The organism is Streptomyces toxytricini, assembly GCF_014649915.1.
Taxonomy (GTDB): domain Bacteria; phylum Actinomycetota; class Actinomycetes; order Streptomycetales; family Streptomycetaceae; genus Streptomyces; species Streptomyces toxytricini.
This window is the reverse complement of the sequence record NZ_BMTY01000030.1, coordinates 1-24,500: the sequence shown is the minus strand read 5'-3', so window position 1 is coordinate 24,500 and position 24,500 is coordinate 1. Positions and strand designations below refer to the sequence as shown.

The window sequence follows — 24,500 nt, the reverse complement described above, 5'->3', positions numbered from 1 at the left end:
GCCGGTCGCGGCGGGGGCGTCAGGAGGAGCGGCGGCGGGTGACGACGAGTGCGACGCCGCCGAGGCCGAGCAGGACGAGCGCGCCGCCCGCGACCCACGGGGTGGCCGAACTGCCGCCGGTTTCCGCCAGGTTGGCGTCGCCCGTGATGGCGGCGCCGGTCCCGGAGGCCCCGGTCTGCGGCTTGACGTCGGGCGTGGCGGTCATTCCGCCGCCGGAGGGCTCGGGGGCGGCGGAGGAGGGCGGCGGCCCGGCCGGGGACTGGCAGCGCGCCTCGGCGAGGACGACCTCGCCCTCGACCTGGGCGACGTTCAGGTCGAGCGGGTTGACGGACACCTTCAGCCGGAGCGCGGCCGCGGCGGCGGTGGAGGAGGTCGTCTCCGTGCCGGAGAGCTCCAGGCTGACCATGCCGACCTTCGGCACCTCGACCTTGGTGGGTCCTCCCGCGGACAGGGTGGCCTTCTTGCCGAGGACGGTGACGGAGCCCAGCACGTTGGAGGTGGCGGACGGCTTTCGCCCGGCCTCGCACACCGCTTTGGAGGTGGCCTTCTCCACTTCGATCAGCGACAGGGCGGGGAGGCCGGGCAGGTGGACGCGGGCGCGCGCGAGGTTGGCCTCCGCCTCGGCGCGGCCGCGGCCGGCGGTGGCCTTGGAGGTGGCGGCGTCGGCCTTGAGGATGTGGACCGGCCGGCCGCCCTCGACGCCGTCCAGGGTGACGGACAGGGCGGTCTTCTGGGCGGAGGCCGGGGCGCTGACCTCGTTGAGGGCGGTCTTCAGGGGGACGTGGACGGCCTTGTTGAGCAGGCCCACGTCGAGTCCGGCGCGCAGGACGGCGGCGTCGGCCCGGCCGTCGCCGCCGGCCGCGGTTCCCGCGCCGCCCGTGGCGTGGGCGGGCGGGGCGGCGAGGAGGGCGACCGCGCCCGTGGCGAGCAGGGCGGCCGCGGGCATGCGGAAGGTGTAGCGGTTCAAGGTGGTGGAACCCCCGGGGAGATGGGGGCCGCCCGCGCAGCCAATGGGGGACATCGCGCGCCGGGCGGCCTGTTACCCGGGGAATTTTTTACGCACGGAGAGTGAACGAACAGCCACCTGCGGTGAGTTCACCCCAAAGGGTGGTTTCCCTCCATGTATTCGATTGCTTCCGCATCATGCGGAACGGGAGTTCTTTTCCGCCACACTCCCACGGGTGGCGCCACCGCGCTGCGGCCCGCGCGGCCATCTCCAACGACCGGCGGGCCGTCCGCGTCACGCCGCGTCAACCCGGTGACATTGCCGGGAGATCCGGCCGGTCAGGCGCGGACCGTGCCGTTCACCACGACCCGCAGCGGCTGCGCCAGTGCCCGTACGTCGGCGCGCGGGTCCGTCGCGTAGACGACGAGGTCCGCGGGGGCTCCCTCGGTGAGGCCGGGCCTTCCCAGCCACTCGCGCGCCGCCCACGCCGTCGCCGACAGGGCGTCCAGCGGCGGGATCCCGGCGCGCACCAGCTCCCCGACCTCGTCGGCGACGAGCCCGTGCGGCAGGGAGCCGCCCGCGTCGGTGCCCACGTAGACGGGGATGCCGGCGTCCCAGGCGGAGCGGACCGTGTCGTACCGCCGCTCGTGCAGCCGCCGCATGTGCGCCGACCAGCGGGGGAACTTGGCGTCGCCGCCGGCCGCGAGCTTGGGGAACGTCGCGATGTTCACCAGCGTCGGGACGATGGCCACCCCGCGCTCCGCGAACAGCGGGATGGTGTCCTCGGTCAGTCCGGTGGCGTGCTCGATGCAGTCGATGCCCGCTTCGACGAGGTCGCGCAGCGAGTCCTCGGCGAAGCAGTGGGCGGTGACCCGGGCGCCCAGCCGGTGCGCCTCGGCGATGGCGGCCTCGACTTCGGTGCGGGGCCAGCAGGCCGTGAGGTCGCCGGCGTCGCGGTCGATCCAGTCGCCGACCAGCTTCACCCAGCCGTCGCCGCGGCGGGCCTCGCGGCCGACGTACGCGACGAGGTCGGCCGGCTCGATCTCGTGTGCGTAGTTGCGGATGTAGCGGCGGGTGCGGGCGATGTGCCGCCCCGCCCGGATGATCTTCGGGAGGTCGTCGCGGTCGTCGATCCAGCGGGTGTCGGAGGGGGACCCGGCGTCGCGGATGAGCAGGGTGCCCGCGTCGCGGTCGGTCAGCGCCTGCCGTTCGGCGGTCCCGGCGTCGACGGGGCCGTGGGCGTCGAGCCCCACGTGGCAGTGCGCGTCGACGAGGCCGGGCAGCACCCAGCCGGACACGGCGGTGGTGTCGCGGGCGCCGGGCGGGCGCTCGTAGGAGATCCGGCCGCCGACCACCCACAGCTCGTCGCGGACGTCGTCGGGCCCGACGAGCACGCGTCCCTTCACATGCAGCACGTCATCCGTCATGACCGAACTGTACGTGCGCCCTGGATAGGCTTCCCGGGTAGTCCCCGCACGAAGAGAGAGCACCCCGTGAACCACCCCTTCCTGGACCTGCCGCCGCTGACCGCGGAGCGCTTCGCGTCGATCGAGCGGCGGGTCGCGGACCTGCTCGACACCCGGCAGGACGTGGTGATCACGCAAGGCGAGGCGCTGCTGCCGCTGGAGGGCTGCATCCGCTCGGGCGCCCGGCCCGGCTCGGCCGCGCTGAACGTGGTCACGGGTCCGTACGGGACCACGTTCGGCAACTGGCTGCGCGACTGCGGGGCCGAGGTGGTGGACCTGGAGGTGCCGTTCGACACCGCGGTGGCCGCCGAGCAGGTGGCCGCGGCGCTGGCCGCGCACCCGCGCATCGACTTCGTGTCACTGGTGCACGCGGAGGCGGCGACCGGCAACACCAACCCGGTGGCGGAGATCGGCGAGGCGGTACGGGCCCACGGGGCGCTGTTCATGCTGGACGCGGTGGCCTCGGTCGCCGCGGAGCCGCTGCAGACCGACGCGTGGGGCGTCGACCTGTGCGTGATCGGGGCGCAGAAGGCGATGGGCGGACCGGCCGGCGTGTCCGCGGTGTCGGTGTCGGAGCGGGCGTGGGAGCGGTTCGCGGAGAACCCCGCGGCGCCGCGCCGCTCGTACCTGTCCCTGCTGGACTGGAAGGAGCGCTGGATCGACGGCGGGCGCCGGACGCTGCTGCACGCGCCGGCGCAGCTGGAGATGCTGGCGCTGGAGGCCTGCCTGGACCGGATCGCGGCCGAGGGGCTGCCGGCCGTGCAGGCCCGCCACGCGGCGGCCGCGGCGGCGACCCGGGCGGGCGCGGAGGCCCTCGGGCTCGCCCCGTACGTGCAGCGGGCGGCGGAGGCGGCTCCGGTGGCGACGACGCTGCGCGTGGCGGACGCCTCGGCGGTGGCGGCCGAGGCGCTGGCCGCGGACCCGCAGGCGCCGCTCGCGGCGGGCGGCGGTGCGCTGGCCCGGGAGATGCTGCGGGTCAACCACTACGGTGCGGCCGCCTCGCCGGCGGCGGTGCGCGCCTGCCTGACCGCGCTGGCGACGGCGCTGTCGGCGGACCCGGCCGCGGCCTTGGACGCGGCCGACGCTGCCTGGGAGTCGGCGGCGCACTGAATCCGCGCACGCCGCGCCGCCCTCCCCCACCGCGCATCGGCGGTGGCGGAGGGCGGCGTGCCTCGGGTGCGGCGTGCGTCGGGGCGGCGTGCGTCGGGGCGGCGGCGCGTCAGGCCTGCGGGACGGCGCACGCGCCGTCCGCGTCGCACGCGTCGGCGGCCGGGGCCGGCTCCGCGGCCTCGCGGCCCTCCCAGGCCTGCTCCAGGGCGCGGGTGAACACCTCGGCGGGCTGGCCGCCGGAGATGCCGTAGCGGCGGTCCAGGACGAAGAACGGCACCGCGTTGGCACCCAGTTCCGCGGCCTCCCGCTCGTCGGCGCGGACCTGCGCGGCGTAGGCGGTGCCGTCCGCGAGGACGCCGCGGACCTCGTCCTCGTCCAAGCCGGCCTCGACGGCGACGGCGGCGAGGACCTCCGGGTCGAAGACGGACCGGTCCTCGGCGAAGTTGGCCCGGAACGCCCCGTCGAGGAGCTCCTCCTGCAGGCCGCGCTCGGCGGCCAGGTGCAGCAGCCGGTGGATGTCGAAGGTGTTGCCGTGGTCGCGGCCCTCGGTGCGGTACTCCAGGCCCTCGGCGCGGGCCGCGGCCGCGACGTGCTCCTCCATGCCGCGGGCCTCTTCGAGGGTGCGGCCGTACTTCCTGGCCAGCATCTCGACGACGGGGGTGCTGCTGCCCTTGGGGCTGTTCGGGTCGAGCTCGAAGGAGCGGAAGACGACCTCGACCCGGTCCCGGTGCGCGAACGCGGCGAGCCCCTTGGCGAAGCGGGCCTTTCCGACGTAACACCAGGGGCAGGCCACATCCGACCAGATCTCGACGCGCATGTTCCTTCTTCTCTTTCCGGTTGCGGAAGGGCTGGCGGACGCCGCGGCCGGCGGGACCGCGGCGGTTTCGCCTTCAACAACCGGCCGGAACATCTCATTCCCCGGACGGGCCGGGGCGGGGCCGGGGCCGAGACGCGTCGGCCGCCTACTTCTTCAGCCAGGCCTCCATCATCTTCTGCGCGACGGGGGCCGCGAGGCGGCCGCCGCCGATCTCGGACCGGTCGGTGTCGGAGTTCTCGATCACCACGGCCACGGCGATCTGCTTGCCCTTCGCCTTGCCGTACGAGGTGAACCAGGCGAGCGGCGGCAGGTTGTTCTTCACGCCGCGCTGGGCGGTGCCGGTCTTGCCGCCGACCTCGGCGCCCGACACCTGCGCGGGCTTGCCGCCGCCCTCGGTCGCGACGGTCTTCATGACGTCGCGCAGCATCGAGGCGGTCTTGGCGTTCATGGCCTGCTGCGTCTTGGGGTTCTTGAAGCTCTCCAGCACGCTGCCGCCCGCGTCGGTCACCTCGGAGACCGAGTGCGGGGCGACGAGCTTGCCGTCGTTCTCGATCGCGGCGGTCACCATCGCCATCTGCAGCGGGGTCGCCTGCACGTCGAACTGGCCGATGCCGGTCTGCGCGACCTGGTCGACGGACATCTTCGCGGACGGGTACTTGCTCGGCACGCGCGTGGTGACGGGGGTCTCCGCGTTCGTGTTGAAGCCGAGCTTCTCCGCCATCGCCCGCATCTTGTCCTGGCCCAGCTTGGAGGCGAGCTCGGCGAAGACGTTGTTGCAGGACAGCCTCATCGCGACGCGCGCCGAGACGCCGTTGCAGGCGGCGGAGCCGGCCTCGCTGGGAAGCAGCGTCTTGGTCCCGGGGATCGTGTAGGGGTCGGGGATGCCGGTCGGGGCGTCGACGTTGGTGACGAGCCCGTTCTCGATGGCCGCGGCCAAGGTGACCAGCTTGAAGGTGGAGCCCGGCGCCTGCGGCTTGCGCAGCGCGACGTTCTCCATCGCCTTGCCGTTGTCGGCGGACAGCTCGGCCCACGCCTCCTTGTCGTTGGCGCCGGCGATGCGGCCGGGGTCGAAGGACGGGTTGTTCACCATGGCGAGGATCTCGCCGGTCTTCGGGTCGATCGCGACGGCGGAGCCCTGCTTGCCCTGGAGCGCGTCCCAGGCCGCCTTCTGGACGTCCTTGTCGATGGTGGTGATGACGTTGCCCGGCGAGGCCCGCTTGTTGAGCAGCAGGTCCATGACGGTCTTCAGGCGGTCGTCCGAGCCGTTGAGGACCTTCTTGTAGACGCCTTCGAGCATGCTCGTCCCGAAGGCCTGCGAACTGAAGCCGGTGATGGGGGCGTAGAGCTCCCCGTTCGTGTAAGTCCGCTTGTACGCGAAGTCCTTCCCGCCGGTCTTGACGGAGCCGGTGATCGCCTCTCCGCCCACGATGATGTTCCCCAGCGGGTTCTCGTACTGCCCGAGGAGGTTCCGGCGGTTGTGCTCGTTGTCTGCGAGGGCCTGGCCTTGGTAGGCCTGCACCCAGGTGACCCGGACCAACAGGGCCAGCACCAGGAGCAGGCAGAAGACCGACGCACGCCTGATCGTCTTGTTCATCTCCCGAAAGGACGCTCGACGGCCCCCGTACGTTCCTCCCCGGCCCGAGTGTGGCCCGTTTCTCAGGCCTTTCTCATCACGAAGCCCCCTTCGTAGGCGGCGATGACCGCCTGGGTGCGGTCGCGGGAGCCCGTCTTGGCGAGGACCGCCGCCACGTGCGTCTTGACGGTCTGGGCGCCGACGCCGAGGCGGGCGCCGATCTCGGCGTTCGACAGCCCGCCGGCGATCAGCCGGAGCACGTCGGCCTCCCGGTCCGTGAGCCGGGCCACCCAGGCCGCCGTCCCGGCCGCCGCGGCGGCCGCGTGGTTCGCGGCGAGCGTGCGGACGGCCTCGGGGAAGAGCAGCGAGTCGCCGCGGGCGACCAGCCGCACCGCACCGACCAGCTCGTCGGGGTCGGCCCGCTTCAGCAGGAACCCGGCGGCGCCGGCGCGCAGCGCGTCGTACACGTAGGCGTCGTTCTCGAACGTGGTGACGACGAGGATCCTGGGCGGCTCGGCCGCGCCGGCCAGGATCCGCTCCGTGGCCCGTATGCCGTCGATGCCGGGCATTCGGACGTCCATCAGCACCACGTCCGGCGCGAGGGTGCGGACGGCGGTCACCGCCTCGGCGCCGTCGGCGGCCTCCCCGACGACCTCCAGGTCGGGCTCGGCGTCGAGGATGACGCGCAGGGCGGTGCGGACCATGCGCTCGTCGTCGGCGAGGACGATGCGCAGCGGGGGCCGGCTCATCGGCCGCTCCCACCGAGCGGGAGGACGGCCCGCAGCCGCCACAGGCCGTCGTGTCGCCCGGCCTCGACGCTGCCGCCGAGGAGCCGGGCCCGTTCGGCGGCCCCGTGCAGGCCGCGGCCGCCGGTGGTGCGCGGGGAGGGGCCTGCTGCGGCCCCGGGCGGATTCGTCATGGTGATCTCCAGTTCTCGGTGTGCGGTGGTGCCGGGGCCGCCGTTCGGGGCCTTGCGGACGGCGATCCGCAGTTCGACGGGCCCGGCCCCGTGCCGCAGGGCATTGCTGAGGCCCTCCTGCACGATCCGGTACGCCTCCCGCGACGCGATCGCGGGAAGCTGCGACCAGTCCCCGGCGGGCCCCGGCTCCTGCCGGGCGGTGACGGCCGTGCCGGCGGCCCGGGTGCGGGCCAGCAGCCCCTCCAGGTCGGAGGCGAGGGTGGGAGCGGGCGCGGCGGCGGCCTGGCCGGCGGGGTCGCCGTCCCGCAGCAGGCCGAGCACCCCGTCCAGCTCGCCCACGGTCCGCCGGGCGGTGTCCTCGATGGCGGCGAGGGCCTCCCGGACGAACTCGGGGTCCCGGTCGAGGACCCGGCGGGCGGCGACCGCCTGGAGGGTGACCGCGCTCAGCGCGTGCCCGACGGCGTCGTGCAGCTCGCGGGCGAGCCGGTTGCGCACGGCGAGGTCGGCGGCCCGCTCCTCCGCCGCGGCCAGCCGGTCCGCGGCCGTCGGTCCGAGCAGCACGGGCGCGGCCCGGGCCAGCAGCGCCCCCGCCGCCGCGGCGACCACGACCAGCCCGGCCAGCATCCCGACCCCCAGGAGCGGCGCCAGCCAGGAGGCGGTGTCGTCGGGGAAGTGGACCAGCGACAGCGGGGCCTCCCGCAGCGACCGCACCACCGGCACCGCGACCAGCACCACCGCCATGGGCGGCACCGCCAGGCTCATCCCCGCGACGGCCGCCCCGACGCCCAGGTGCAGCGACCACCAGGCGGCGGTCCTCCCGCGGGCCGCCCAGGACCGGGCCGGCCCCTCGGCCAACAGCTCCCCGGGCACCCCGCACAGCATCCGCACGGCGCCCGCCGACATCGGCCGGACCGGCCCGAACACGCCGGTCACCGCGGCGAGCGGCACGGACAGGCCGTAGGCGGCGAACGTCAGCGGCGTGGATTCCAGCGGGTTCACCCCGCCGGCCGCGACCCCCACGGCGACATGCGCCAGCAGGAAGTAGGGCATCAGCAACGCCCCGCCGAGCACCAGATGCACCCACCGCATCCGCGCCCGCACCCCGAACACCCGCCCCACCGCGGCCCGCACCCCCGGCACCCCCCGAACCCCTCACTCTCCGCCGCCTTGGACCGGCGTCCTGCTGCGCCACCGCCATCACCGGATCCGTATCGTCCTGCCCCGCCGCTGTGGGGCGGGGCAGGCGCCCTGCCGCGGCCGGTTCAGGCCGGTCTGCGCCGCCGCGTCGCGAAGGCTGTCAGGACGGCCGCCGCGAGGCATCCCGTGACCACCTGGGCAGCGTAGGCCAGCAAGATCACGGAGGGTGTTCCTCCGCCCTCTCCGATTCCCGGAGCGAGGGGCACGGCCAGGAGGTACAGGCCCCAGCAGAGGGCCGCGGCCGCACCGGTCCACCCCGCCGCCAGCGGCCACACCGGCCGCCGCGTCCCTCCCCGGGCCAGCAGCACCGCGCACCAGCCGGCGAGCAGCGCGCACACCGCGTGCACCGCGGACACCGCACCCGTCTCCGCCGAGTGCTGCGCCGCCCGCTCGGCGCCCAGCCACGCCGTCCCGCCGAAGGCCCAGTACACGTACAGCGCCCCCAGCACCGTGCCGAGCGCGGCCGCGGCCCCCGCCGCCACCCCCGTGGGCGACGGGAGCCGCGTACCGCCCGGGCCCTGCCAGACGCCGCCCCAGCGCCTGCGCGCATAGGGCACGAACAGGCCTGCGAGGGCGAGCCCTTGGACGATGAAGCCGCCGTAGACGACGAGGTACACCCAGCCGTGGAGGAAGGACTCCCCCGCGGCCCTCGCCGCGGGATCGGCGCCCAGGCCGACGGCTCTCAGGACGAGTTGGGCGGGGAAGCCGGCGATTATCGGCGTGAGCAGCCCGGTCGCCGTGAAGGCGGGGACGAGCAGCAGCGGCGCCGGCACCCGCCGGCCCCACGGCCGGGTCAGCAGCAGCGCCAGCACGATCACCGCCGCGTCCATGGCCATGGTCACGGCATTGGCCACGGTGAAGAACACCGTCGGTTCGAGCAGCACGCTGCCCTCGGGTATGCCGATGTCGCTTCCGGCCAGCCAGGCCGTCTTCAGCGCCAGGTACGGCAGTGTCGCGGCCACGGCCGCCGCCCGCAGCAGTCTTGCCCCCGCCCCGGTGGTGTCGGGCGCGCGGGCCTCGGCCGCCATGGCGGCCGCACCGCTCGCGGCATGCGCGGCGCCCACCGCCCTCGCGGCGGCCGTACCCGTCCCGTCGAGTGTCTCGGTGGCCGTGTCGGCCGCCCCGATCGAGTCGGTCGTGCCACTCGCCCTGATCGAGTCGGTCGAGTCGGTCGAGTCGGTCGGATCCGTCTGGTGCATCGTTCGCCCGGTCATGGCCCTACGCTCCCGCGTCCCAAGCCCCGCCACCTCCCCCGCCGTGGGGATCCGCCTCCCCCGTCCGGGGGAGGGACCCTCAATCCGGCGGAGGGGCCGCGCCCCGGCCGTCCGGGCGGTCACATCCGCCGCGTCACCACCGACAGCCGGTCCCGGGCGGCGAACAGCGCCGACTTGATCAGTTCCTCGTGCTCCTCCGTCAGCCGCGCCACCGGCACCGAGCAGCTCACCGCGTCCCGGGCCGGCGTCCGGTACGGCACCGCCACTCCGAAGCAGCGCAGTCCCAGCGTGTTCTCCTCCCGGTCCTCCGCATAGCCCTTCTCCCGCACCACCGCGAGCTCGTCGATGAGCCGCTCCCGGTCGGTCACGGTGTGCTCCGTGACCGCCTCCAGCCTTCGCGGCAGCAGCGCACGCACCTCCTCGTCGGAGTGGCCGGCGAGCAGCGCCTTGCCGAGTGCCGTCGAGTGGACGGGCAGTCTCCGCCCGACGCGCGTGAACGGCCGCAGGTGGTGCCGGGACTGGCGGGTCGCCAGGTAGACGACGCTCGTCCCGTCCATCCTGGCCAGGTGGATGGTCTCGGTCGTGTCCTCCGAGAGCCGGTCGAGGGTGGGCCTGGCCGCGGCCACCACCTCGTCGCCGTCGATGTACGAACTGCCGACGAGCAGGGCCCGTACGCCGATGCCGTACCGGGTGCCCGTCGCGTCCGTCTCGACCCAGCCGAGGTTCACCAGCGTGCGCAGCAGCATGTACAGGCTGGACTTGGGCAGTCCGAGGTCGTGCTGGATGTCGGCCAGGCTGTGCAGGCCGGGCCGGGCCGCGAAGTGCTCCAGCAGGACGACCGTGCGGACCGCGGACTTGACCGCCGCGGGCGCCCCGGCGGGCTCGCCGCCCGGCCCCGCCCCCGGTACCGCTGCCCCGCCCGTGCCGGCGGCCGCGCCTCCGCTCGCGCCGCTGCCCGTGCCTGCGTCGCCTGTGGTCATGCGCCTCGTGCCCCTCTTCGCCTCTTGTCACGGTCTCTTGTCACGCCGTGGACGCGGAAATAGAGTCCGGAACGGATGGAGATCATTCACCCACCGGGACGGCGTTCAGAATACTGAACGACCCCGGCGGGGCCGGCGCGGATCCAGGAGGCAGTGCGGCATGGCAGCAGGGACACCAGTCTGGAGTGTGGACCCCCGCACCGGGAAGCAGCGGGAACAGGTCACCCTGGAGGCCACCCCGGCGGACGTGGACGCCGCCGTGCGCGCCGCGCACGCGGTCCGCGGCGCGCTCGCGGACCGCGCCGTGCGCACCGCCTTCCTCCGCGCCGCCGCCGACCTCCTCGACGGGGAGGCCGCCCGGATCGTCGAGACCGCCGACGCCGAGACGGCGCTCGGCCCAGCCCGCCTCACCGGCGAACTCGCCCGGACCACCGGCCAGCTGCGGGCCTTCGCCGACGCCGTGGACGAAGGCTCCTACCTCGACATCCGCATCGACCGGGCCGACGCCTCCCTGACCCCGCCGCGCCCCGAACTGCGCCGCTACAAGGTGCCGCTGGGCGTGGTCGCCGTGTACGCCGCCTCCAACTTCCCGCTCGCCTTCTCCGTCCCCGGCGGGGACACCGCGAGCGCCCTGGCCGCCGGCTGCCCCGTGGTCGTCAAGGCCCACCCCGATCATCCGGCCGCCTCCGAGCTGTGCGCCTCGCTGCTGCGCCGCGCGGCCGCGGCGGCCGGGCTGCCGGAGGCGGTCGTGTCGGTGGTCCACGGCTTCGACCCGGGCCTGGAGCTGATCCGGCACCCGCTGGTCGCCGCGGCCGGGTTCACCGGGTCGGTGCGCGGCGGGCGAGCCCTGTTCGACGCGGCGGCCGCGCGGCCGGTGCCGATCCCCTTCCACGGCGAACTGGGCTCCCTGAACCCCGTCGTGGTCACCCCGGACGCCGCCGCCGAGCGGGCCGAGGAGATCGGCGCGGGCCTCGCCGCCTCGGTGACCCTCGGCAACGGCCAGTTCTGCGTCAAGCCGGGCCTGGTCCTCGTACCGGAGGGGGCGGCCGGCGACCGGCTGGCCGGCGCGCTCGCCAAGGCGCTCGGGGAGACCGGTCCGGGCGTCCTCCTCGACCACCGGATGCGGGACGCCTTCGCGGCCGGGGTCGCCGAGCGGGCGGCGCTGCCCGGCGTCACGGCGCCCGTCGCCGCGGGCGCCGCCGGGGAGCACGCCGTCGGCGCCGGCTGCCTGGCCGTGCCCGCCCGCGCCCTCCTCGCCGGCGGCCCGTACGAGCTGCTGCTGGAGGAGTGCTTCGGCCCGGTCACGGTCCTCGTCCGGTACGCCGGCCAGGAAGAGGCGGGTGCCGTGCTGGACCGCCTGGCCGGCAACCTGAGCGCGACCCTCCACGTCTCCGCGGCGGAGGCGGACGGGGCGCCGGGCCCGGCGGCCGCGCTGGTGGCCCGCGTGACGGAGCTGGCGGGCCGGATCGTCGTCAACGGCTGGCCGACGGGCGTCGCGGTGGCCCCCGCCCAGCACCACGGCGGCCCGTATCCGGCGGCCACCTCGCACTCCACGTCGGTCGGGGTGACGGCGATCGAGCGCTGGCTGCGGCCCGTCGCCTACCAGTCCGTGCCGGACGCGCTGCTTCCGCCCGAGCTGCGGGAGGCGAACCCGCTGGGCCTGCCGCGCCGCGTCACCGGGGCGGCCTGACCAAATCCGGTTGCCTGCCCCGGCCGGGCCGGGGCAGGCTGCGCGCATGCCGAGACCACAGGGATTCACGTACGAGCACCGGGGCGACGGCACCGTCGCCATCACCCACCGCGGCCGGGCCGCCGGCACACTGCGCGGGCCGCGGGCGGAGAAGTTCCTCGCCGAAGTGGAGTCCGGCGACGCACAGCTCGTGATGGCCCGCTGGACGGGCGCGTACAGGTTCGGGAACGAGCGCACCGCCCGCAACCACCCGCGCAACCGGCGCTGACGCCGCCCGGGCACCGCCGTACGGGCGGTCCGCCGCCGCCCGTACGGAGTAGCGGAGGGCGGCGGGGGAACGGCGCGGCGCCCCCGGTCGTTCTCCGGGCATGACCGCTATGACCCCTGGTTCCAACCTGCCGCTCGAAGCCGTCCGCGTGACGGTCGAGGTGGCCGCCCCGGTGCGGCTCGACGTCTCGGGGCTCCTCCTCGCGGCCGACGGCAAGGTCCGCTCCGACGCCGACTTCGTCTTCTACAACCAGCCGTCCGGTCCGGGCGTCGCCCACCGCTCCGGCGGCGGGGCGGGGCCCGACTCCGTCACCGTGGACACGGGCGCGCTCCCGCCGGACATCGAGCGCGTCGTCGTGACGGCCAGTCCGGACGCGGCCGGGCAGACGTTCCAGGGCGTCGAGCCGACCGCCACCGTGCGGCAGGCCGACACGGGCGCGGTGATCGCGACGTTCACGCCGCCGCAGCTGGGGACGGAGACGGCGCTCGTGGTGGTGGAGGTCTACCGCCGCGGCGGTGCGTGGAAGGTGCGCGCGGTCGGCCAGGGGTACGCCGACGGCCTCGCCGGAATCGCCACCGACTTCGGGGTCTCGGTGGACGAGGAGCCCGCCTCGCCCGCCGCCCGGCCGGCCGCTCCCGCTCCCCCGCCGCCCGCCCCGGTGAGCCCGCCCGTCACGGTGCCGCCGCCGGCGCCCGCCCCGACCGGACCGGCACCCGCCGCGCCGCCCGCAGCCCCCGCCCCCGCCCCTGCCCCTGCCCCTGCCCCTGCCGCAGCCGGCACCGGGAAGATCAACCTGGACAAGGGCCGCGTCAGCCTGCAGAAGAACCAGACCGTCTCCCTCGTCAAGCACGGCAAACCGCTGCTGGCGCAGGTGAAGATGGGCCTCGGCTGGGAACCCGCCTTCCGCGGCCGCGACATCGACCTGGACGCGTCCGTCATCGCGTACGGCCCGCAGCGCAACCACATCGACAGCTGCTACTTCGGCCGGCTGTCCATCCTGGGCGGCGCCATCAGGCACTCCGGCGACAACCTCACCGGCGAGGGCGCCGGCGACGACGAGGTGATCACCGTCGACCTCGGCCGGCTGCCCGCGGAGGCGACCGGCCTGGTCTTCACGGTGAACTCCTTCACCGGCCAGAAGTTCACCGAAGTCGCCAAGGCCTACTGCCGCCTCATCGACGCCGCGACGGGCGAGGAGCTCGTCCGCTTCGACCTCACCGGCGCCGAGCCGCAGACGGGGGTGATGATGGCGAAGCTGATCCGGCAGTTCTCGGGCGAATGGGAGATGACGGCCATGGGCGACTTTGTGAAGTCCCGCACAGTACGCGGCATGGTCAAGCCCGGCGCGGACGCACTCTGAGCAGGTGGGCGGGCACGGGGAGCCACCGCCGGCGGTGCGGGCGGCCGGCGAGGTGATGGATCGCACCCGAAAAGCGGGGGTGACTGTCCGTGCCCGCCCGTAGCCTTGGAAGCATGAACAGCACACTCCGGCCCGCGGGTCCCGCCCGCCCGTCCGCCGCCGAGGCGAACGAGGCGATCCGGTACCTCGTCGAGTCCTGGGTGGACGGAGAGTGGCCCTCCGAGGCGTACGAGTTCCTGCTCGAGCAATGGGCCAACGCCGTCCGCGCCGAGGACGTCGAGGTCGCCGCCGCCCAGTGAAGGGGCGGCGGCGCAGCCGCCGGCCGTGCGCTCAGTTCGCGCGCCGCCACGGGCCGGTGATCGCGAGCATGATCCCGGGGTCCTGGAGGCAGGCGAACAGGGTGCGCCCGTCCGGGGAGAAGCAGACGCCCGTGAACTCGGAGTATTCCGGCTGCTCGGCAGTCCCGATGTTCAGCTCGTTGCGCGCCAGCGGGTAGGTGCGCCCGGATTCGGTGGCGCCGAAGAGGTGCTGGATCCCCTCGCCGTCCTCGGCGATGACCAGACCGCCGTACGGGGACACGGTGATGTTGTCCGGACCGTCGGCCGCGCCGCCGCGGGACGGGTCGGCGTTCACGCCGAACAGCACTTCCAGCGTGACCGTGCGCCGCTTCGGGTCGTAGAACCACACCTGGCCGTCATGGGCCGCGCCGGGACTCTCCGAGCGGGCGAACGAGGACACGAAGTAGGCGCCGCCGTCCCCCCACCACATGCCCTCCAGCTTGCGGCCGCGCGTCACCGCGCCCTCGCCGAACTGCTTGCGGACCGGCTGGGTCCGCGCGTCGCGGTCCGGGACCTCCACCCAGTCGACGCCGTAGACGGTGCCGGTCCGCGTCGCTCGCGTCAGGTCGTCGACGAAGCGGCCCCGGCTGTCGAAGCACTTGGCGGCGGCGAGCGCCCCTGCGTCCGGGGCGAGGGTGCGCAGGCGGCCGCGGCCGTGCCGGAACCCGGCGGGCGGCGTCCAGCGGTAGAACAGGCCGCTGGGGCCGGAGGCGTCCTCGGTGAGGTAGGCGTGGCCGCGGTGCGGGTCGACGACCACCGCCTCGTGGGCGTAGCGGCCGAAGGCCTTGACCGGCTGCGGGTCGCGGTTGGCCCGCCGGTCGTGCGGGTCCACCTCGAAGACGTAGCCGTGGTCCTTCGTCATGCCGTTCCGGCCGGCCAGGTCCTCGGTCTCCTCACAGGTCAGCCAGGTCCCCCACGGGGTCGAGCCGCCCGCGCAGTTGGTCGACGTACCGGCGATGCCGACCCATTCGGCGACCTCCCCGCCCTGCCGGACCTCGACGACCGTGCAGCCGCCGGCCGCGGTGGGGTCGTACACGAGGCCCTCGGCGAGCGGGACGGGACGGATCCAGTCGGTGCGCCTGCCCCTCAGCTCGTGGTTGTTGACGAGGAGGGTGACCCCGCGGGGGCCGGCGAAGGCGGCGGTCCCGTCGTGGTGCGAGGGGGTGGGCTCGCCGGACTCCAGGGTGGTGACACCGCTGTGGGTGAGGATCCGGTAGCGGAATCCCGCGGGGAGGGCCAGCACGCCCGCCGGGTCGGGCAGGAGCGGGCCGTAGCCGGGCCCGCAGGGCCGGCCCTGTGCGTCACCGTGCGTGCTGTCGTCGGCCGCCAGCGCCCCCGGGGCGGTGGCGAGCGCACCGACCGCCCCGGTGAGCGCGACACCCGCGCCGGCGAGGGCGGTACGGGCGGTGAAGTCTCTACGGCTGAGCGGCATGGGGTCTCCAGGAAGGGTGGGGGCATGCGCTTCGCGGTACGGTGGCGGCGCTCCGGATCGCGCCGGTGTGCGGGCACCGCCGCCCGTACGTGAACGGCGGCTGACGTACCCGCGTCGCGGCGGCGCCCCTCCCCCCACCGCCGCAATGGCCGACATGCACCGCTGAACGGCGGGTTCCGCCCCAAAGCCGCTGCCTCCCGACGACACGGCCGCCTTGCGGCACACGACCTGCCGCGGGCTGCGCACGCCGGACCGCGCCGCCCCGAGCCGGCGGGGGGCCGGCACGGCTGCCCGGGACCCGGTCCGCGCCGCTTGGCGAGCCGCCTTGCGGGGCGTCGGCGCGTCGGCGCGTCGCGCGGACATCCGATCCGGTCCACCCTCTTCCTCAGAAACGGCCGCCCCGCGAGGCAAACACACCGGGCGGCGCGCACCTCCGCATCCGCCTCCCCCCGCAGTGCCGGCGACGCCGCGGGACGTTGCGCACGGCCTTCGCCGGCTCCGGGCGCGTGCGCCCGTTCCGGCTTGCCGGCATCCGCCGGACCAGGGCTGGAACGCCTCCGGCACGGCGCGGCAACCGCCGCGCGCAGCCACGCCACAGCGCCCGCCCATGGCAGCGGCGTGCTCACCGCGCCTGCGGCTGTCGCCGGCAGCCGGCGGGAATCGCGGGCGCGGGCGTGCCGCTGCGGGGTCGCCCAGCAGTCAGGCGGGGGTCTGCAACGCGCCTGCAGAGCCGCCCCGTGGACGGCGCCGCGTATGCGCCCCACGGGCCGTCCCCTTGCCCGGGCAATTACCGCAGCCGCCTCCGCGACGCAGAGGAGCAAGGCCGGCCTGCCGGGTGGCGAACCGCAGCAGCTCCGGCGGCTTCGGTACCGGGTGTTCGGCGAACCGCCGCAGGTGTTCGCCGGCGGCCCGGATGCGGCCCATCGCACCGTGCACCTGGGACCGGGCCAGGAAGGCCCCCGCCCCGCCTCCTCGGCGTGAAGCAGTCCGGCGTCGTCCTCGAGGACCAACCGGCACCACGCCCACCTCGCCGGGGACCGTTTCGTCCTGCTCGAACGCGGTGCGATGACCGGCAGCCGCATTGTGCGCCGGCCCCGGCCACGAGACGGCCCGCCCGCCGGGTACCGCTCCGGCGGACCGAGGCCGGCAGCCGGCGCCACGGAGCAGCCAGCCCGCCCCCGGGTGGAGCCGGTGGCGCCACCGGGGCGTCGGCGGCGGTCGGCCCGAGCAGGCGGAGGAGTCAGCCGGCCGACCCCCGCGGCCGGGCCATCGACGGCGCCCCTCCCGCAGACCGAGGCCGGCAGCCGGCCCGCCCCCGGGCGGAGCCGGGACCGCGACCGGACCGTCGGCGGCGGTCGGCCGGGGCGCGCGGAGGGGTCAGCGCGGGCGGGAGCGGGCTTTGTAGGCCGCCTTGCGGGCCTGCTTCGCCGCCTGCCTGTCCGGGTGCAGGCGGCCCATGGCCTCCAGCACCTCGGCCGTCGCCGGGTGCTCCACGCGCCACGCCCGGTCGAAGAAGCCGGCGTGGTGGGCGGTCAGCGACTCCATGAGCAGCGGCAGCTCCTCTGCCTCGTCCGCCCCGCCGGGACCGCCGAGTTGTGCGGCGATCGTGTCGACCGCCAGCCAGTACACCAGTGCCCCGTCCGGTGCGGGTACGTCGGCAGCCCCCAGCTCGGCCAGCCAGACCCGGGCGAGTCCGCCGAGTTCCGGGTCGTCCAGGACGGCCCGGACCGCCGGTTCGGCCTGCGGGCCGGCCACGGCGAGGGCCTGCTGGCAGCGCAGCCGGCGCAGGGGCCCGCCCAGGTCGGCGCCGCGGGCCGCGTCCAGCAGTTCGGCGGCGGCCGAGGGGAGCTCGCGGGCGTCCAGCCACTGTCGGATCTCCGCCTCGGCGGCGGGTTCGGGGTAGGCGCAGACGGCGTCGAGCAGCGCGTCGGCGCCCTTGCCTGCCAGTTCGCCGACGGCCGGGGCGGCGACACCCGCCTCCAGCAGGCGGGCGCGGATCCCGTACAGGCCGAGGGGGGTGAGGCGGACGGTGCCGTACCGGGAGACGTCCTCCGGGTCGAGGGCCGTGCGGCCGCCGGGTGCACCGGCTTCGGCGCCGACGGCGGGGTCCTCGTCGTCCGGGGACAGCAGCGCCGCCTCGTCGACGGGCCGGAACTCGACGAGCCCGATCGGCTCCAGCTGCCGGAACTGCCCGTCGAGCCGCATCAGTGCGTCGGCGACCCGCTCCAGGACGGCCGGGCCGGGCCGGTCGATCCCGCCCGGGGCGGCCACCGAGGCGGCGAGGACCGGCAGCGGGACCGTGCCGCCGGCCGTGCTGCGACCGGCGGCCGTGAGGAGGTAGAGGTCGGCGAGGACGGCGTCGAGGAGGTCGGCCTCGCGCTGCGGGTTCCAGTCGAGGCGGTCGAAGTCGATGGCGCCGCCTTCGTCCAGGGCGTCGACGAGTCCGCCGAGGTCCGGAACGGCCGCGTCCGCGAGGACGGCGTCGCAGGCGGCGAGCCACAGGCCGAGCACGTCGGCGGGGGCGCCGCCGATCACGAGGGCGAGGTCCTCGCCGGCCGCGGCCGTCGCGTGCGGCGCCCCGCCGGCCGTCTCGGCGTGCCCCGTTCCGGTTCCGCCGGCCCCGCTGCGCCCCGTTCCGGCGCCCATCGCTCCGTCATGTCCCGTTCCGGTGCCGTCCGCTCCGCCGTGCCCGGTTCCGTCCGGATCGGCCACCCCGGCGCCGTCCGGCCCGCCCGTCAGCTCGACGAGGCCCGTGTCCAGGGCGACCCGCCACGCCCGGCTCGCGTGTGCCCCTGCGTCCGGGTCCTGCGGGTCGAGGCCGAGCGCGGCCGCGGCTTCCGGGAGGCGGGCGGGCGGGAGTTCGCCGGCGTCGTCCACGCGCGTGCCGGCGCCCGCCCAGCGGGCCAGTCGCACGGCTGCGGCGAAGAGGGGTGCGGAGAGGGCGTCTCGGGCGAGTTCCGCCTCGGACGGCAGCCGGACCGGCGGCAGCGTTTCGTGCGGCTGTGCGGGCATGGGGCGGTCTCCTCGCCGGTGGTGTGCGGCCGCGCCTCCGCGGCCTTCCGGCGCCCCACAGTAGACGCATTTCGGACGTGTCCGGCGCCGCTTGTTTGGTTCATCTCACAGTCGCCATCCAGATGCCCTGGAGGTCTTGACAACGTCCCCGGCCACGCAGGAAATTGACGCGCGTAGACATCGGGGGACCCTTCGGGAGCCCTGCGGACCCGCGGCCGGGGGCCGTCGACCACCGCAGACATCCCGCCAGTTCACAGGCACACGCACCACGTACGAGCACCGCGTACGCCCCCTCCGCTCCACTCCTCCACACACCGGAGTTCCTTGACCATGCGCTCCTCGCATTCCCGTTCCGCCGCCGTCGCGGCCGTCGTCGCCAGCGCCCTGGCCACCGGCCTGCTGGCGGGCACCGCCGACGCCGCCGAAGGCACCGCGTCCGCCGAGGCGGTACGCATCCACGACATCCAGGGCACCACCCGGATATCCCCCCTGAACGGCAAGCAGGTCGCCGATGTCGCCGGCATCGTCACCGGCGTGCGCACCTACGGCTCGCGCGGCTTCTGGATGCAGGACCCCGACACCGACGACGACGCCGCCACCAGCGAGGGCGTGTTCGTCTTCACCGGCTCCGCCCCGACCGTCGCCGTCGGCGACGCGGTCAAGGTCTCGGGCCTGGTCGGCGAGTACGTCCCCGGCGGCGCCAACTCCGGCAACCAGTCGATCACCCAGATATCGAAGCCGACCGTGACCGTGGTCTCCTCGGGCAACGCCCTCCCCGAGGCCGTCGCCGTCAACGAGTACACCGTCCCCGCCGCGTACGCTCCCGCGGGCGACCCGGCCGCCGGCGGCAGCATCAACGGCCTCGCGCTGGAGCCCTCGCGCTACGCCCTCGACCACTACGAGGCGCTGGAGGGCATGAACGTCGCCATCCGCAACTCCCGCGTCGTCGGCGCCAGCTCCGCGCAGCACGGCGAGCTGTGGGTCACCGTCAAGGGCTGGGAGAACAGCAACAAGCGCGGCGGCACCGTCTACGGCTCCTACGAGGCGCAGAACACGGGCCGGCTGAAGGTGCAGCAGCTCGCGCCCCTCGCGCAGCAGCCGTTCCCGGTGGCCAACGTCGGCGACAAGCTGACCGGCACCACCGAGGGCCCGATGGACTACAACCAGTTCGGCGGCTACACGCTGGTCGCGCGCACCCTCGGCACCGTCGCCAAGGGCGCCCTCGCCCCCGAGAAGACCAAGGCGCAGGCGCAGGGCGAGCTCGCCGTCGCCACGTACAACGTCGAGAACCTCGACCCGGGCGACCCGCAGGAGAAGTTCGACGCGCTCGCGAAGGCGGTCGTGGAGAACCTCGCCTCCCCCGACATCCTGGCCCTGGAGGAGATCCAGGACGACAACGGCGCCAAGAACGACGGCACCGTGTCCGCCGAGCAGACCCTCGCCAAGTTCACGGCGGCCATCGCCGCGGCCGGCGGCCCGTCCTACCAGTGGCGCACCGTCAACCCGGAGAACAACAAGGACGGCGGCGAGCCCGGCGGCAACATCCGCCAGGTGTTCCTCTTCAACCCGGACCGCGTGTCCTTCACGGACCGCGCCGCCGGCGACGCCACCACCGCGACCGGCGTGACCACGGTCAAGGGCCACGCGGCCCTCACGCACTCCCCCGGCCGCATCGACCCGGCGAACCCGGCGTGGCAGGACAGCCGCAAGCCGCTCGCGGGCGAGTTCGTCTTCCGCGGCCGGACGGTCTTCGTGATCGCCAACCACTTCGGCTCGAAGGGCGGCGACGAGGGCCTGACCTCCCACCACCAGCCGCCGCTGCGCTCCTCCGAGGCCAAGCGCCTGCAGCAGGCGCAGTCGGTGAACGCCTTCGTCAAGCAGCTGCTGGCGGCCGACAAGAACGCCCGCGTCCTGGCGCTCGGCGACATCAACGACTTCGAGTTCTCGGAGACGACGAAGGCGCTGGAGGACGGCGGCGCGCTGTACTCGGCGATCAAGTCGCTGCCGAAGTCGGAGCGGTACTCGTACCTCTTCCAGGGCAATGCCCAGGTGCTGGACCAGATCCTGGTGAGCCCGGCGATCAAGTCGTACGCGTACGACAGCGTGCACATCAACGCGGAGTTCGCGGTGCAGAACAGCGACCACGACCCGCAGGTCCTGCGCTTCCGTCCGTGACGGCCGGCAGGTGACCAGGGGCCCGACCGCCTCCTCCGGCCCCGGCCGGGGGCCGGCGCGGTCGGGCCCCGCGGCATTCGGCCGGAGGGGACCGGCGGCCCGCGGGCGAGATGGGGAGTTTGGGCCATGACGTGACGCTCGACACATCATGGCCCATTCGACCCGGGTTGTGGTGTTGAGTATCCCCACGCTCGATCTTGTCGCCGTCCTTCGGGAGGACCGCGTGTTCCCCTCCGTCTCCCTCGCCCAGGAGGTCGGCCTCGCCGTCCTCTTCCTGGCCGCGCTCGCGTGGGTGGCCGGCTCCGGCCGCATGCTGTGGGGCGCCCGCCTGCACCATCCCGAGCCCGCCGCCGCCCCCGACGGCCTGGCGGCCCTCCCCGCCCAGCGGGTCGCGGCGGGGCACCCGATGGAGACGGTCGAACTGACCGCGGCGGAGGAGGAGGCCTTCGCGGGCCTCGTCCGCAGCATCGCCCTGCGCTGACCCGCCCGTACGCCCGCCTCCGCCCCGGCGGCCCCGCCCGCCCCCGGACACGCCTGCGGGCGCTCCCCCGCTCGGGGAGGGAGCGCCCGCGGGCCGGTGTGCGGCAGTGCCTCAGTTGTGGCTGTGCAGGACCTCGTTCAGGCCGCCCCAGACCGCGTTGTTCGGCCGGGCCTCCACGGTGCCGGTGACCGAGTTGCGGCGGAAGAGGATGTTGCTGGCGCCGGACAGCTCGAGCGCCTTGACGATCTGGCCGTCCGGCAGCGTCACGCGGGTGCCCGCGGTGACGTACAGCCCGGCCTCGACGATGCACTCGTCGCCCAGCGCGATGCCGACGCCCGCCTCGGCGCCGATCAGGCAGCGCTCGCCGATCGAGATGATCTGCTTGCCGCCGCCGGAGAGGGTGCCCATGGTGGACGCGCCGCCGCCGATGTCGGAGCCGTCGCCGATGACGACGCCCGCGGAGATGCGGCCCTCGACCATGGACGTGCCGAGCGTGCCGGCGTTGAAGTTGACGAAGCCCTCGTGCATGACGGTGGTGCCCTCGGCGAGGTGCGCGCCCAGGCGGACCCGGTCCGCGTCGGCGATGCGCACGCCCTTGGGGGCGACGTAGTCCGTCATCCGCGGGAACTTGTCGATCGAGGTGACCTGGAGGTGCAGGCCCGCGGCGCGCGCGTTCAGGCGCACCGTCTCCACCTGGTCGACGGCGACGGGGCCGAGCGAGGTCCAGGCGACGTTGGCGAGGAGGCCGAAGACGCCGTCGAGGTTCTGGCCGTGCGGCTTGACCAGGCGGTGGCTGAGGAGGTGCAGGCGCAGGTACGCGTCGTGCGCGTCGAGCGGCTTGTCCTCGAGGGAGGCGATCACGGTGCGGACGGCTACGACCTCGACCCCGCGGACCTCGTCCTTGCGGATCGCCTGGGCCGCGGCGGCGCCCAGCAGCTCCACGGCCTGCTCGGCGGTGAGGCGCTCGGTGCCGGCCGGGCCGGGCTCGTCGGCGAGCGCGGGGGCGGGGAACCAGGTGTCGAGGACGGTGCCGTCGGCGGCGAGGGTGGCAAGTCCGGCGGCGACGGCGCCGGTGGTACGCGTGGCAGTCATGTCGGAAACCTAACCGGCGACGGCCTGCGGGGGCGAACCGGTCTCATGTGCCGGGCGTCCTTCGCGCCCCGCCGGCCCGCGCGCCCGGCGCCGCCCGGCGTACAGGACGGCAGCGCCCGCGCCCCCGGCGAGCGCCGCGCACACCGGCCACAGCAGGCCGGGCGCCGCCGCGTACAGGGCCCCGCCGAGGGGCGGCCCGAGGACGGTGCCGCTGACGGAGACGCCCGCGTAGAGGCTCTGGAACCGCCCGGCCGCGTGCTCGGGGGCCCGGTCGGCGACGTAGGCGGTGGCGGTGGTCTTGTAGAGGATCTCCCCGAGGCTGAGCAGGACGATCATCAGGGCGGCGGTGGCCACGCCCGCGCCGGGCAGCAGCGCGGCGTACCCGGCGCCGACGAGCACCAGCCCGGCCCCGATGACGGGCAGCGGCGGCCGGTCGCGCAGCAGCGCGGCGGCCGGCAGCTCCAGCAGCAGCACCACGGCGCCGTTGAGGGCGATGACGAAGCCGAAGTCTGCGGCGTCGAGGCCGTGGTCGGCGAGGAACACGGGGAACGTGCCGTACTGCTGGCGGTAGACGAGGTCGGTGACCAGGACCCCGCCGAGCACCACCAGTACCGCGGGCCGCTCCCGTAGCTCCCGCCACAGGCTGCGCCCCGGCCGGCCGCCGCCGGCCCCCGCGGCGGCCGCCCGCGAGGCGCCGCGCGCGGGGACGACACGGGCGGTCCAGACGGCGAAGAAGAGGGTCCCGAGGCCGTCGGCGAGGAAGAGCCAGTCGTACGAGAGCCCGGTCACGACCAGTGCGCCCAGTGGCGGGCCGATGACGAACCCGCCGTTGGAGGCGGAGCGCACGACGGCGAAGGCCTGGCGGCGGGCCCCCTCGGGGACGGTCACGGCGACGAGCGCCGCGTTCGCCGCGCGCACGACGCCCGCGGCGTACTGGGCGAGCGGCAGCGCGGCGCACAGCAGCGGCCCCGGCAGCAGCGGGAACGACGCCAGGACCAGCCCGGCCGCGGTGGACGCCGCGAGCAGCACCCGGCGGTGGCCGAACCGGTCGCCGTACCAGCCGCCGGTCAGGTTGCCCGCGACCAGGCCGAGCCCGCCGAGGCCGGTGACCAGGCCGGCCTGCGCGGTGCCGAGGCCTCGGGGGCCGGTCAGGTACAGGAAGACGAAGACGAAGGTGAAGCTGACGACGGCGTTGACGAACACGCCGGCTGCCAGCAGCCACACCGCTCTCGGCACGTCTTTGAAAGCCCTCAGCACGCCCGCTCACTCCCCCCGCGACCCCGCCTGGCGGGAATCAGTTCCTTTTGGGAACGGACTATGTCAGCATGACAGCCTTGGGTCAACGGACGAAGGAGTTCCCATGGCCCAGCGCACACACCTCGGTGACGCCGACTGCGCGATCGCCCAGGCCCTCGACGTCGTGGGCGACTGGTGGACGCTGCTGATCGTGCGGGACACGGCCCGCGGCCTGCACCGGTTCGAGGAGATCCAGCGCGAGCTGGGCGTCTCCCGCAAGGTGCTGGCCGAGCGGCTCAGGCTGCTGGTCGAAGCCGGGGTGCTGGCGCGCGAGCCGTACCAGGAGCGCCCGGTGCGGCACGAGTACCGGCTGACCCCGCGCGGGCGGGGGCTGCTGCCGGTCCTGGTGGCCCTCCAGGACTGGGGGGACACCTGGGTCCTGGGAGACGGAGAGATGACTGCCACGACGGACGAGGCCTCGCGCGAAGCGGCCCGGATCAACGCACTGAAGGGCACGCGCCTGCCCGACATGCTGCTGCCGGACCGTTTCGGCGAGCTGCGCGACCCGGTGGACGGCACCCGCCCGTTCACGGTCCTGTACTGCTTCCCGGGCGCGTACGCGCGCGCCGACGCCTACCCGCCCGGCTGGGCCGGGATCCCGGGGGCCAAGGGCTGCACCCTGGAGTCGTGCACGTACCGCGACCAGCTGGCGGAGTTCACGGCGGCCGGCGCCGCCGTGCACGGCGTCTCCACCCAGCGGCCCGACGAGCAGCGGGAGTTCGCGGAGGCGGAGAAGCTGCGCTTCCCCCTCCTGTCGGACGCCGACCTGGTGCTGACGACGGCGCTGCGGCTGCCGACGTTCCGGGCGGGCCAGATCCGGATCAAGCGGCTGACGCTGGTCGTGGACCGGGAGCGGACCGTCCGCGAGGTGTTCTACCCGATCACCGACATCGAGGCGAGCGTCAGAGCGGCCCTCGCGGCGGTCCGGGCGGCGGGCTGACCGGGCCGGCCAGGCCCCGTTCCGGCAGGCCGCGGGGTACGCCTCGTCGCGCGGGGTACCCGTGCACAGGAACCCGGAGACAGGTCCCGTCGAGGCCGCGGGCAAGCTCGTCAGGGTCGCGAAGCGGTACGCGAAGCGGTACGCGAAGCGGTACGCGAAGCGGTACGCGAAGCGGTACGCGAAGCGGTACGCGA

General features: G+C 75.0%; 20 protein-coding genes. 8 read left to right on the top strand and 12 right to left on the bottom strand.

Annotated elements, in window-relative coordinates; genetic code table 11:
• Window positions 1-19 precede the first annotated feature (19 nt).
• Together IE170_RS29610 and IE170_RS29605 are read right to left on the bottom strand one after the other, a co-directional pair.
• Window positions 20-967 (bottom strand): SCO1860 family LAETG-anchored protein, encoded by a 948-nt coding sequence (locus tag IE170_RS29610; protein WP_223856651.1) that lies wholly within the window; start codon window positions 965-967, stop codon window positions 20-22.
• 317 nt (window positions 968-1,284) lie between these two features.
• The gene (locus IE170_RS29605; RefSeq protein WP_189812553.1) at window positions 1,285-2,373 is read right to left on the bottom strand and encodes an amidohydrolase family protein; all 1,089 of its coding nucleotides are present in this window, start codon (window positions 2,371-2,373) and stop codon (window positions 1,285-1,287) included.
• Between the two features lie 66 nt (window positions 2,374-2,439).
• On the opposite strand from IE170_RS29605, the gene IE170_RS29600 reads away from it, so the two are divergent.
• Entirely contained in the window at window positions 2,440-3,522 is a 1,083-nt protein-coding gene (locus IE170_RS29600; RefSeq protein ID WP_189812552.1) for an aminotransferase class V-fold PLP-dependent enzyme, read from the top strand.
• A 109-nt stretch (window positions 3,523-3,631) separates the two neighbouring features.
• Here the strand turns inward: IE170_RS29600 and IE170_RS29595 are convergent, their stop codons facing one another.
• The 6 genes from IE170_RS29595 to IE170_RS29570 all read right to left on the bottom strand — a co-directional run bounded on the left by IE170_RS29595 (window position 3,632) and on the right by IE170_RS29570 (window position 10,222).
• On the bottom strand, window positions 3,632-4,339 hold the full coding sequence (locus tag IE170_RS29595) for a DsbA family oxidoreductase (RefSeq protein ID WP_223856653.1): 708 nt from the start codon (window positions 4,337-4,339) through the stop codon (window positions 3,632-3,634).
• Window positions 4,340-4,484: 145 nt separating this feature from the next.
• Window positions 4,485-5,933, bottom strand: a complete 1,449-nt coding sequence (locus IE170_RS29590) for a peptidoglycan D,D-transpeptidase FtsI family protein (protein ID WP_189812550.1) — start codon at window positions 5,931-5,933, stop codon at window positions 4,485-4,487.
• Window positions 5,934-5,995: 62 nt separating this feature from the next.
• Window positions 5,996-6,661, bottom strand: coding sequence for a response regulator transcription factor (locus IE170_RS29585; protein ID WP_189812549.1), 666 nt, complete (start codon window positions 6,659-6,661; stop codon window positions 5,996-5,998).
• Window positions 6,658-7,920, bottom strand: a complete 1,263-nt coding sequence (locus IE170_RS29580; protein ID WP_189812548.1) for a sensor histidine kinase — start codon at window positions 7,918-7,920, stop codon at window positions 6,658-6,660. Before IE170_RS29580 ends, IE170_RS29585 begins: the two co-directional genes overlap by 4 nt.
• Before the next feature lie 173 nt (window positions 7,921-8,093).
• Window positions 8,094-9,242, bottom strand: a complete 1,149-nt coding sequence (locus IE170_RS29575) for a hypothetical protein (protein WP_189812547.1) — start codon at window positions 9,240-9,242, stop codon at window positions 8,094-8,096.
• 119 nt (window positions 9,243-9,361) lie between these two features.
• Window positions 9,362-10,222: an IclR family transcriptional regulator gene (locus tag IE170_RS29570; RefSeq protein ID WP_223856655.1), complete on the bottom strand. Its 861-nt coding sequence runs from the start codon at window positions 10,220-10,222 to the stop codon at window positions 9,362-9,364.
• A gap of 160 nt (window positions 10,223-10,382) precedes the next feature.
• Here IE170_RS29570 and IE170_RS29565 point away from each other — a divergent pair, with 160 nt between their 5' ends.
• The 4 genes from IE170_RS29565 to IE170_RS29550 all read left to right on the top strand — a co-directional run bounded on the left by IE170_RS29565 (window position 10,383) and on the right by IE170_RS29550 (window position 13,839).
• Window positions 10,383-11,912, top strand: coding sequence for an aldehyde dehydrogenase (NADP(+)) (locus IE170_RS29565; protein WP_189812546.1), 1,530 nt, complete (start codon window positions 10,383-10,385; stop codon window positions 11,910-11,912).
• A 46-nt stretch (window positions 11,913-11,958) separates the two neighbouring features.
• The gene (locus IE170_RS29560) at window positions 11,959-12,180 is read left to right on the top strand and encodes a hypothetical protein (protein WP_189812545.1); all 222 of its coding nucleotides are present in this window, start codon (window positions 11,959-11,961) and stop codon (window positions 12,178-12,180) included.
• Window positions 12,181-12,289: 109 nt separating this feature from the next.
• Window positions 12,290-13,540, top strand: coding sequence for a TerD family protein (locus tag IE170_RS29555; protein WP_189812611.1), 1,251 nt, complete (start codon window positions 12,290-12,292; stop codon window positions 13,538-13,540).
• Window positions 13,541-13,653: 113 nt separating this feature from the next.
• Complete coding sequence (locus tag IE170_RS29550) at window positions 13,654-13,839, top strand: hypothetical protein (RefSeq protein WP_189812544.1); 186 nt, start codon at window positions 13,654-13,656, stop codon at window positions 13,837-13,839.
• 31 nt (window positions 13,840-13,870) lie between these two features.
• Here the strand turns inward: IE170_RS29550 and IE170_RS29545 are convergent, their stop codons facing one another.
• A complete protein-coding gene (locus tag IE170_RS29545; RefSeq protein WP_189812543.1) occupies window positions 13,871-15,310 on the bottom strand; it encodes an alkaline phosphatase PhoX in 1,440 nt (479 codons plus the stop codon).
• Window positions 15,311-16,687: 1,377 nt separating this feature from the next.
• Window positions 16,688-18,322: a hypothetical protein gene (locus tag IE170_RS29540; protein WP_189812542.1), complete on the bottom strand. Its 1,635-nt coding sequence runs from the start codon at window positions 18,320-18,322 to the stop codon at window positions 16,688-16,690.
• 330 nt (window positions 18,323-18,652) lie between these two features.
• On the opposite strand from IE170_RS29540, the gene IE170_RS29535 reads away from it, so the two are divergent.
• Both IE170_RS29535 and IE170_RS29530 read left to right on the top strand, forming a co-directional pair.
• Complete coding sequence (locus IE170_RS29535; protein WP_189812541.1) at window positions 18,653-20,497, top strand: DUF8508 domain-containing protein; 1,845 nt, start codon at window positions 18,653-18,655, stop codon at window positions 20,495-20,497.
• A gap of 175 nt (window positions 20,498-20,672) precedes the next feature.
• On the top strand, window positions 20,673-20,978 hold the full coding sequence (locus IE170_RS29530) for a hypothetical protein (protein ID WP_223856657.1): 306 nt from the start codon (window positions 20,673-20,675) through the stop codon (window positions 20,976-20,978).
• A gap of 111 nt (window positions 20,979-21,089) precedes the next feature.
• Here the strand turns inward: IE170_RS29530 and dapD are convergent, their stop codons facing one another.
• Both dapD and IE170_RS29520 read right to left on the bottom strand, forming a co-directional pair.
• On the bottom strand, window positions 21,090-22,070 hold the full coding sequence (gene dapD / locus IE170_RS29525; protein ID WP_189812540.1) for a 2,3,4,5-tetrahydropyridine-2,6-dicarboxylate N-succinyltransferase: 981 nt from the start codon (window positions 22,068-22,070) through the stop codon (window positions 21,090-21,092).
• Window positions 22,071-22,079: 9 nt separating this feature from the next.
• The gene (locus tag IE170_RS29520) at window positions 22,080-23,324 is read right to left on the bottom strand and encodes an MFS transporter (protein ID WP_189812609.1); all 1,245 of its coding nucleotides are present in this window, start codon (window positions 23,322-23,324) and stop codon (window positions 22,080-22,082) included.
• 106 nt (window positions 23,325-23,430) lie between these two features.
• Between IE170_RS29520 and IE170_RS29515 the strand changes: the two genes are divergently transcribed.
• On the top strand, window positions 23,431-24,306 hold the full coding sequence (locus tag IE170_RS29515; protein ID WP_189812539.1) for a winged helix-turn-helix transcriptional regulator: 876 nt from the start codon (window positions 23,431-23,433) through the stop codon (window positions 24,304-24,306).
• The last annotated feature ends 194 nt before the right edge of the window (window positions 24,307-24,500 follow it).

What these genes read in the sequence shown, in the direction of transcription:
- IE170_RS29605 (WP_189812553.1), bottom strand. Translation starts at nt 2,373, where the DNA reads ATGACGGATGACGTGCTGCATGTGAAGGGACGCGTGCTCGTCGGGCCC.
- IE170_RS29595 (WP_223856653.1), bottom strand. Translation starts at nt 4,339, where the DNA reads ATGCGCGTCGAGATCTGGTCGGATGTGGCCTGCCCCTGGTGTTACGTC.
- IE170_RS29590 (WP_189812550.1), bottom strand. Translation starts at nt 5,933, where the DNA reads ATGAACAAGACGATCAGGCGTGCGTCGGTCTTCTGCCTGCTCCTGGTG.
- IE170_RS29585 (WP_189812549.1), bottom strand. Translation starts at nt 6,661, where the DNA reads ATGAGCCGGCCCCCGCTGCGCATCGTCCTCGCCGACGACGAGCGCATG.
- IE170_RS29580 (WP_189812548.1), bottom strand. Translation starts at nt 7,920, where the DNA reads ATGCGGTGGGTGCATCTGGTGCTCGGCGGGGCGTTGCTGATGCCCTAC.
- IE170_RS29575 (WP_189812547.1), bottom strand. Translation starts at nt 9,242, where the DNA reads ATGACCGGGCGAACGATGCACCAGACGGATCCGACCGACTCGACCGAC.
- IE170_RS29570 (WP_223856655.1), bottom strand. Translation starts at nt 10,222, where the DNA reads ATGACCACAGGCGACGCAGGCACGGGCAGCGGCGCGAGCGGAGGCGCG.
- IE170_RS29565 (WP_189812546.1), top strand. Translation starts at nt 10,383, where the DNA reads ATGGCAGCAGGGACACCAGTCTGGAGTGTGGACCCCCGCACCGGGAAG.
- IE170_RS29560 (WP_189812545.1), top strand. Translation starts at nt 11,959, where the DNA reads ATGCCGAGACCACAGGGATTCACGTACGAGCACCGGGGCGACGGCACC.
- IE170_RS29555 (WP_189812611.1), top strand. Translation starts at nt 12,290, where the DNA reads ATGACCCCTGGTTCCAACCTGCCGCTCGAAGCCGTCCGCGTGACGGTC.
- IE170_RS29550 (WP_189812544.1), top strand. Translation starts at nt 13,654, where the DNA reads ATGAACAGCACACTCCGGCCCGCGGGTCCCGCCCGCCCGTCCGCCGCC.
- IE170_RS29545 (WP_189812543.1), bottom strand. Translation starts at nt 15,310, where the DNA reads ATGCCGCTCAGCCGTAGAGACTTCACCGCCCGTACCGCCCTCGCCGGC.
- IE170_RS29540 (WP_189812542.1), bottom strand. Translation starts at nt 18,322, where the DNA reads ATGCCCGCACAGCCGCACGAAACGCTGCCGCCGGTCCGGCTGCCGTCC.
- IE170_RS29535 (WP_189812541.1), top strand. Translation starts at nt 18,653, where the DNA reads ATGCGCTCCTCGCATTCCCGTTCCGCCGCCGTCGCGGCCGTCGTCGCC.
- dapD (WP_189812540.1), bottom strand. Translation starts at nt 22,070, where the DNA reads ATGACTGCCACGCGTACCACCGGCGCCGTCGCCGCCGGACTTGCCACC.
- IE170_RS29515 (WP_189812539.1), top strand. Translation starts at nt 23,431, where the DNA reads ATGGCCCAGCGCACACACCTCGGTGACGCCGACTGCGCGATCGCCCAG.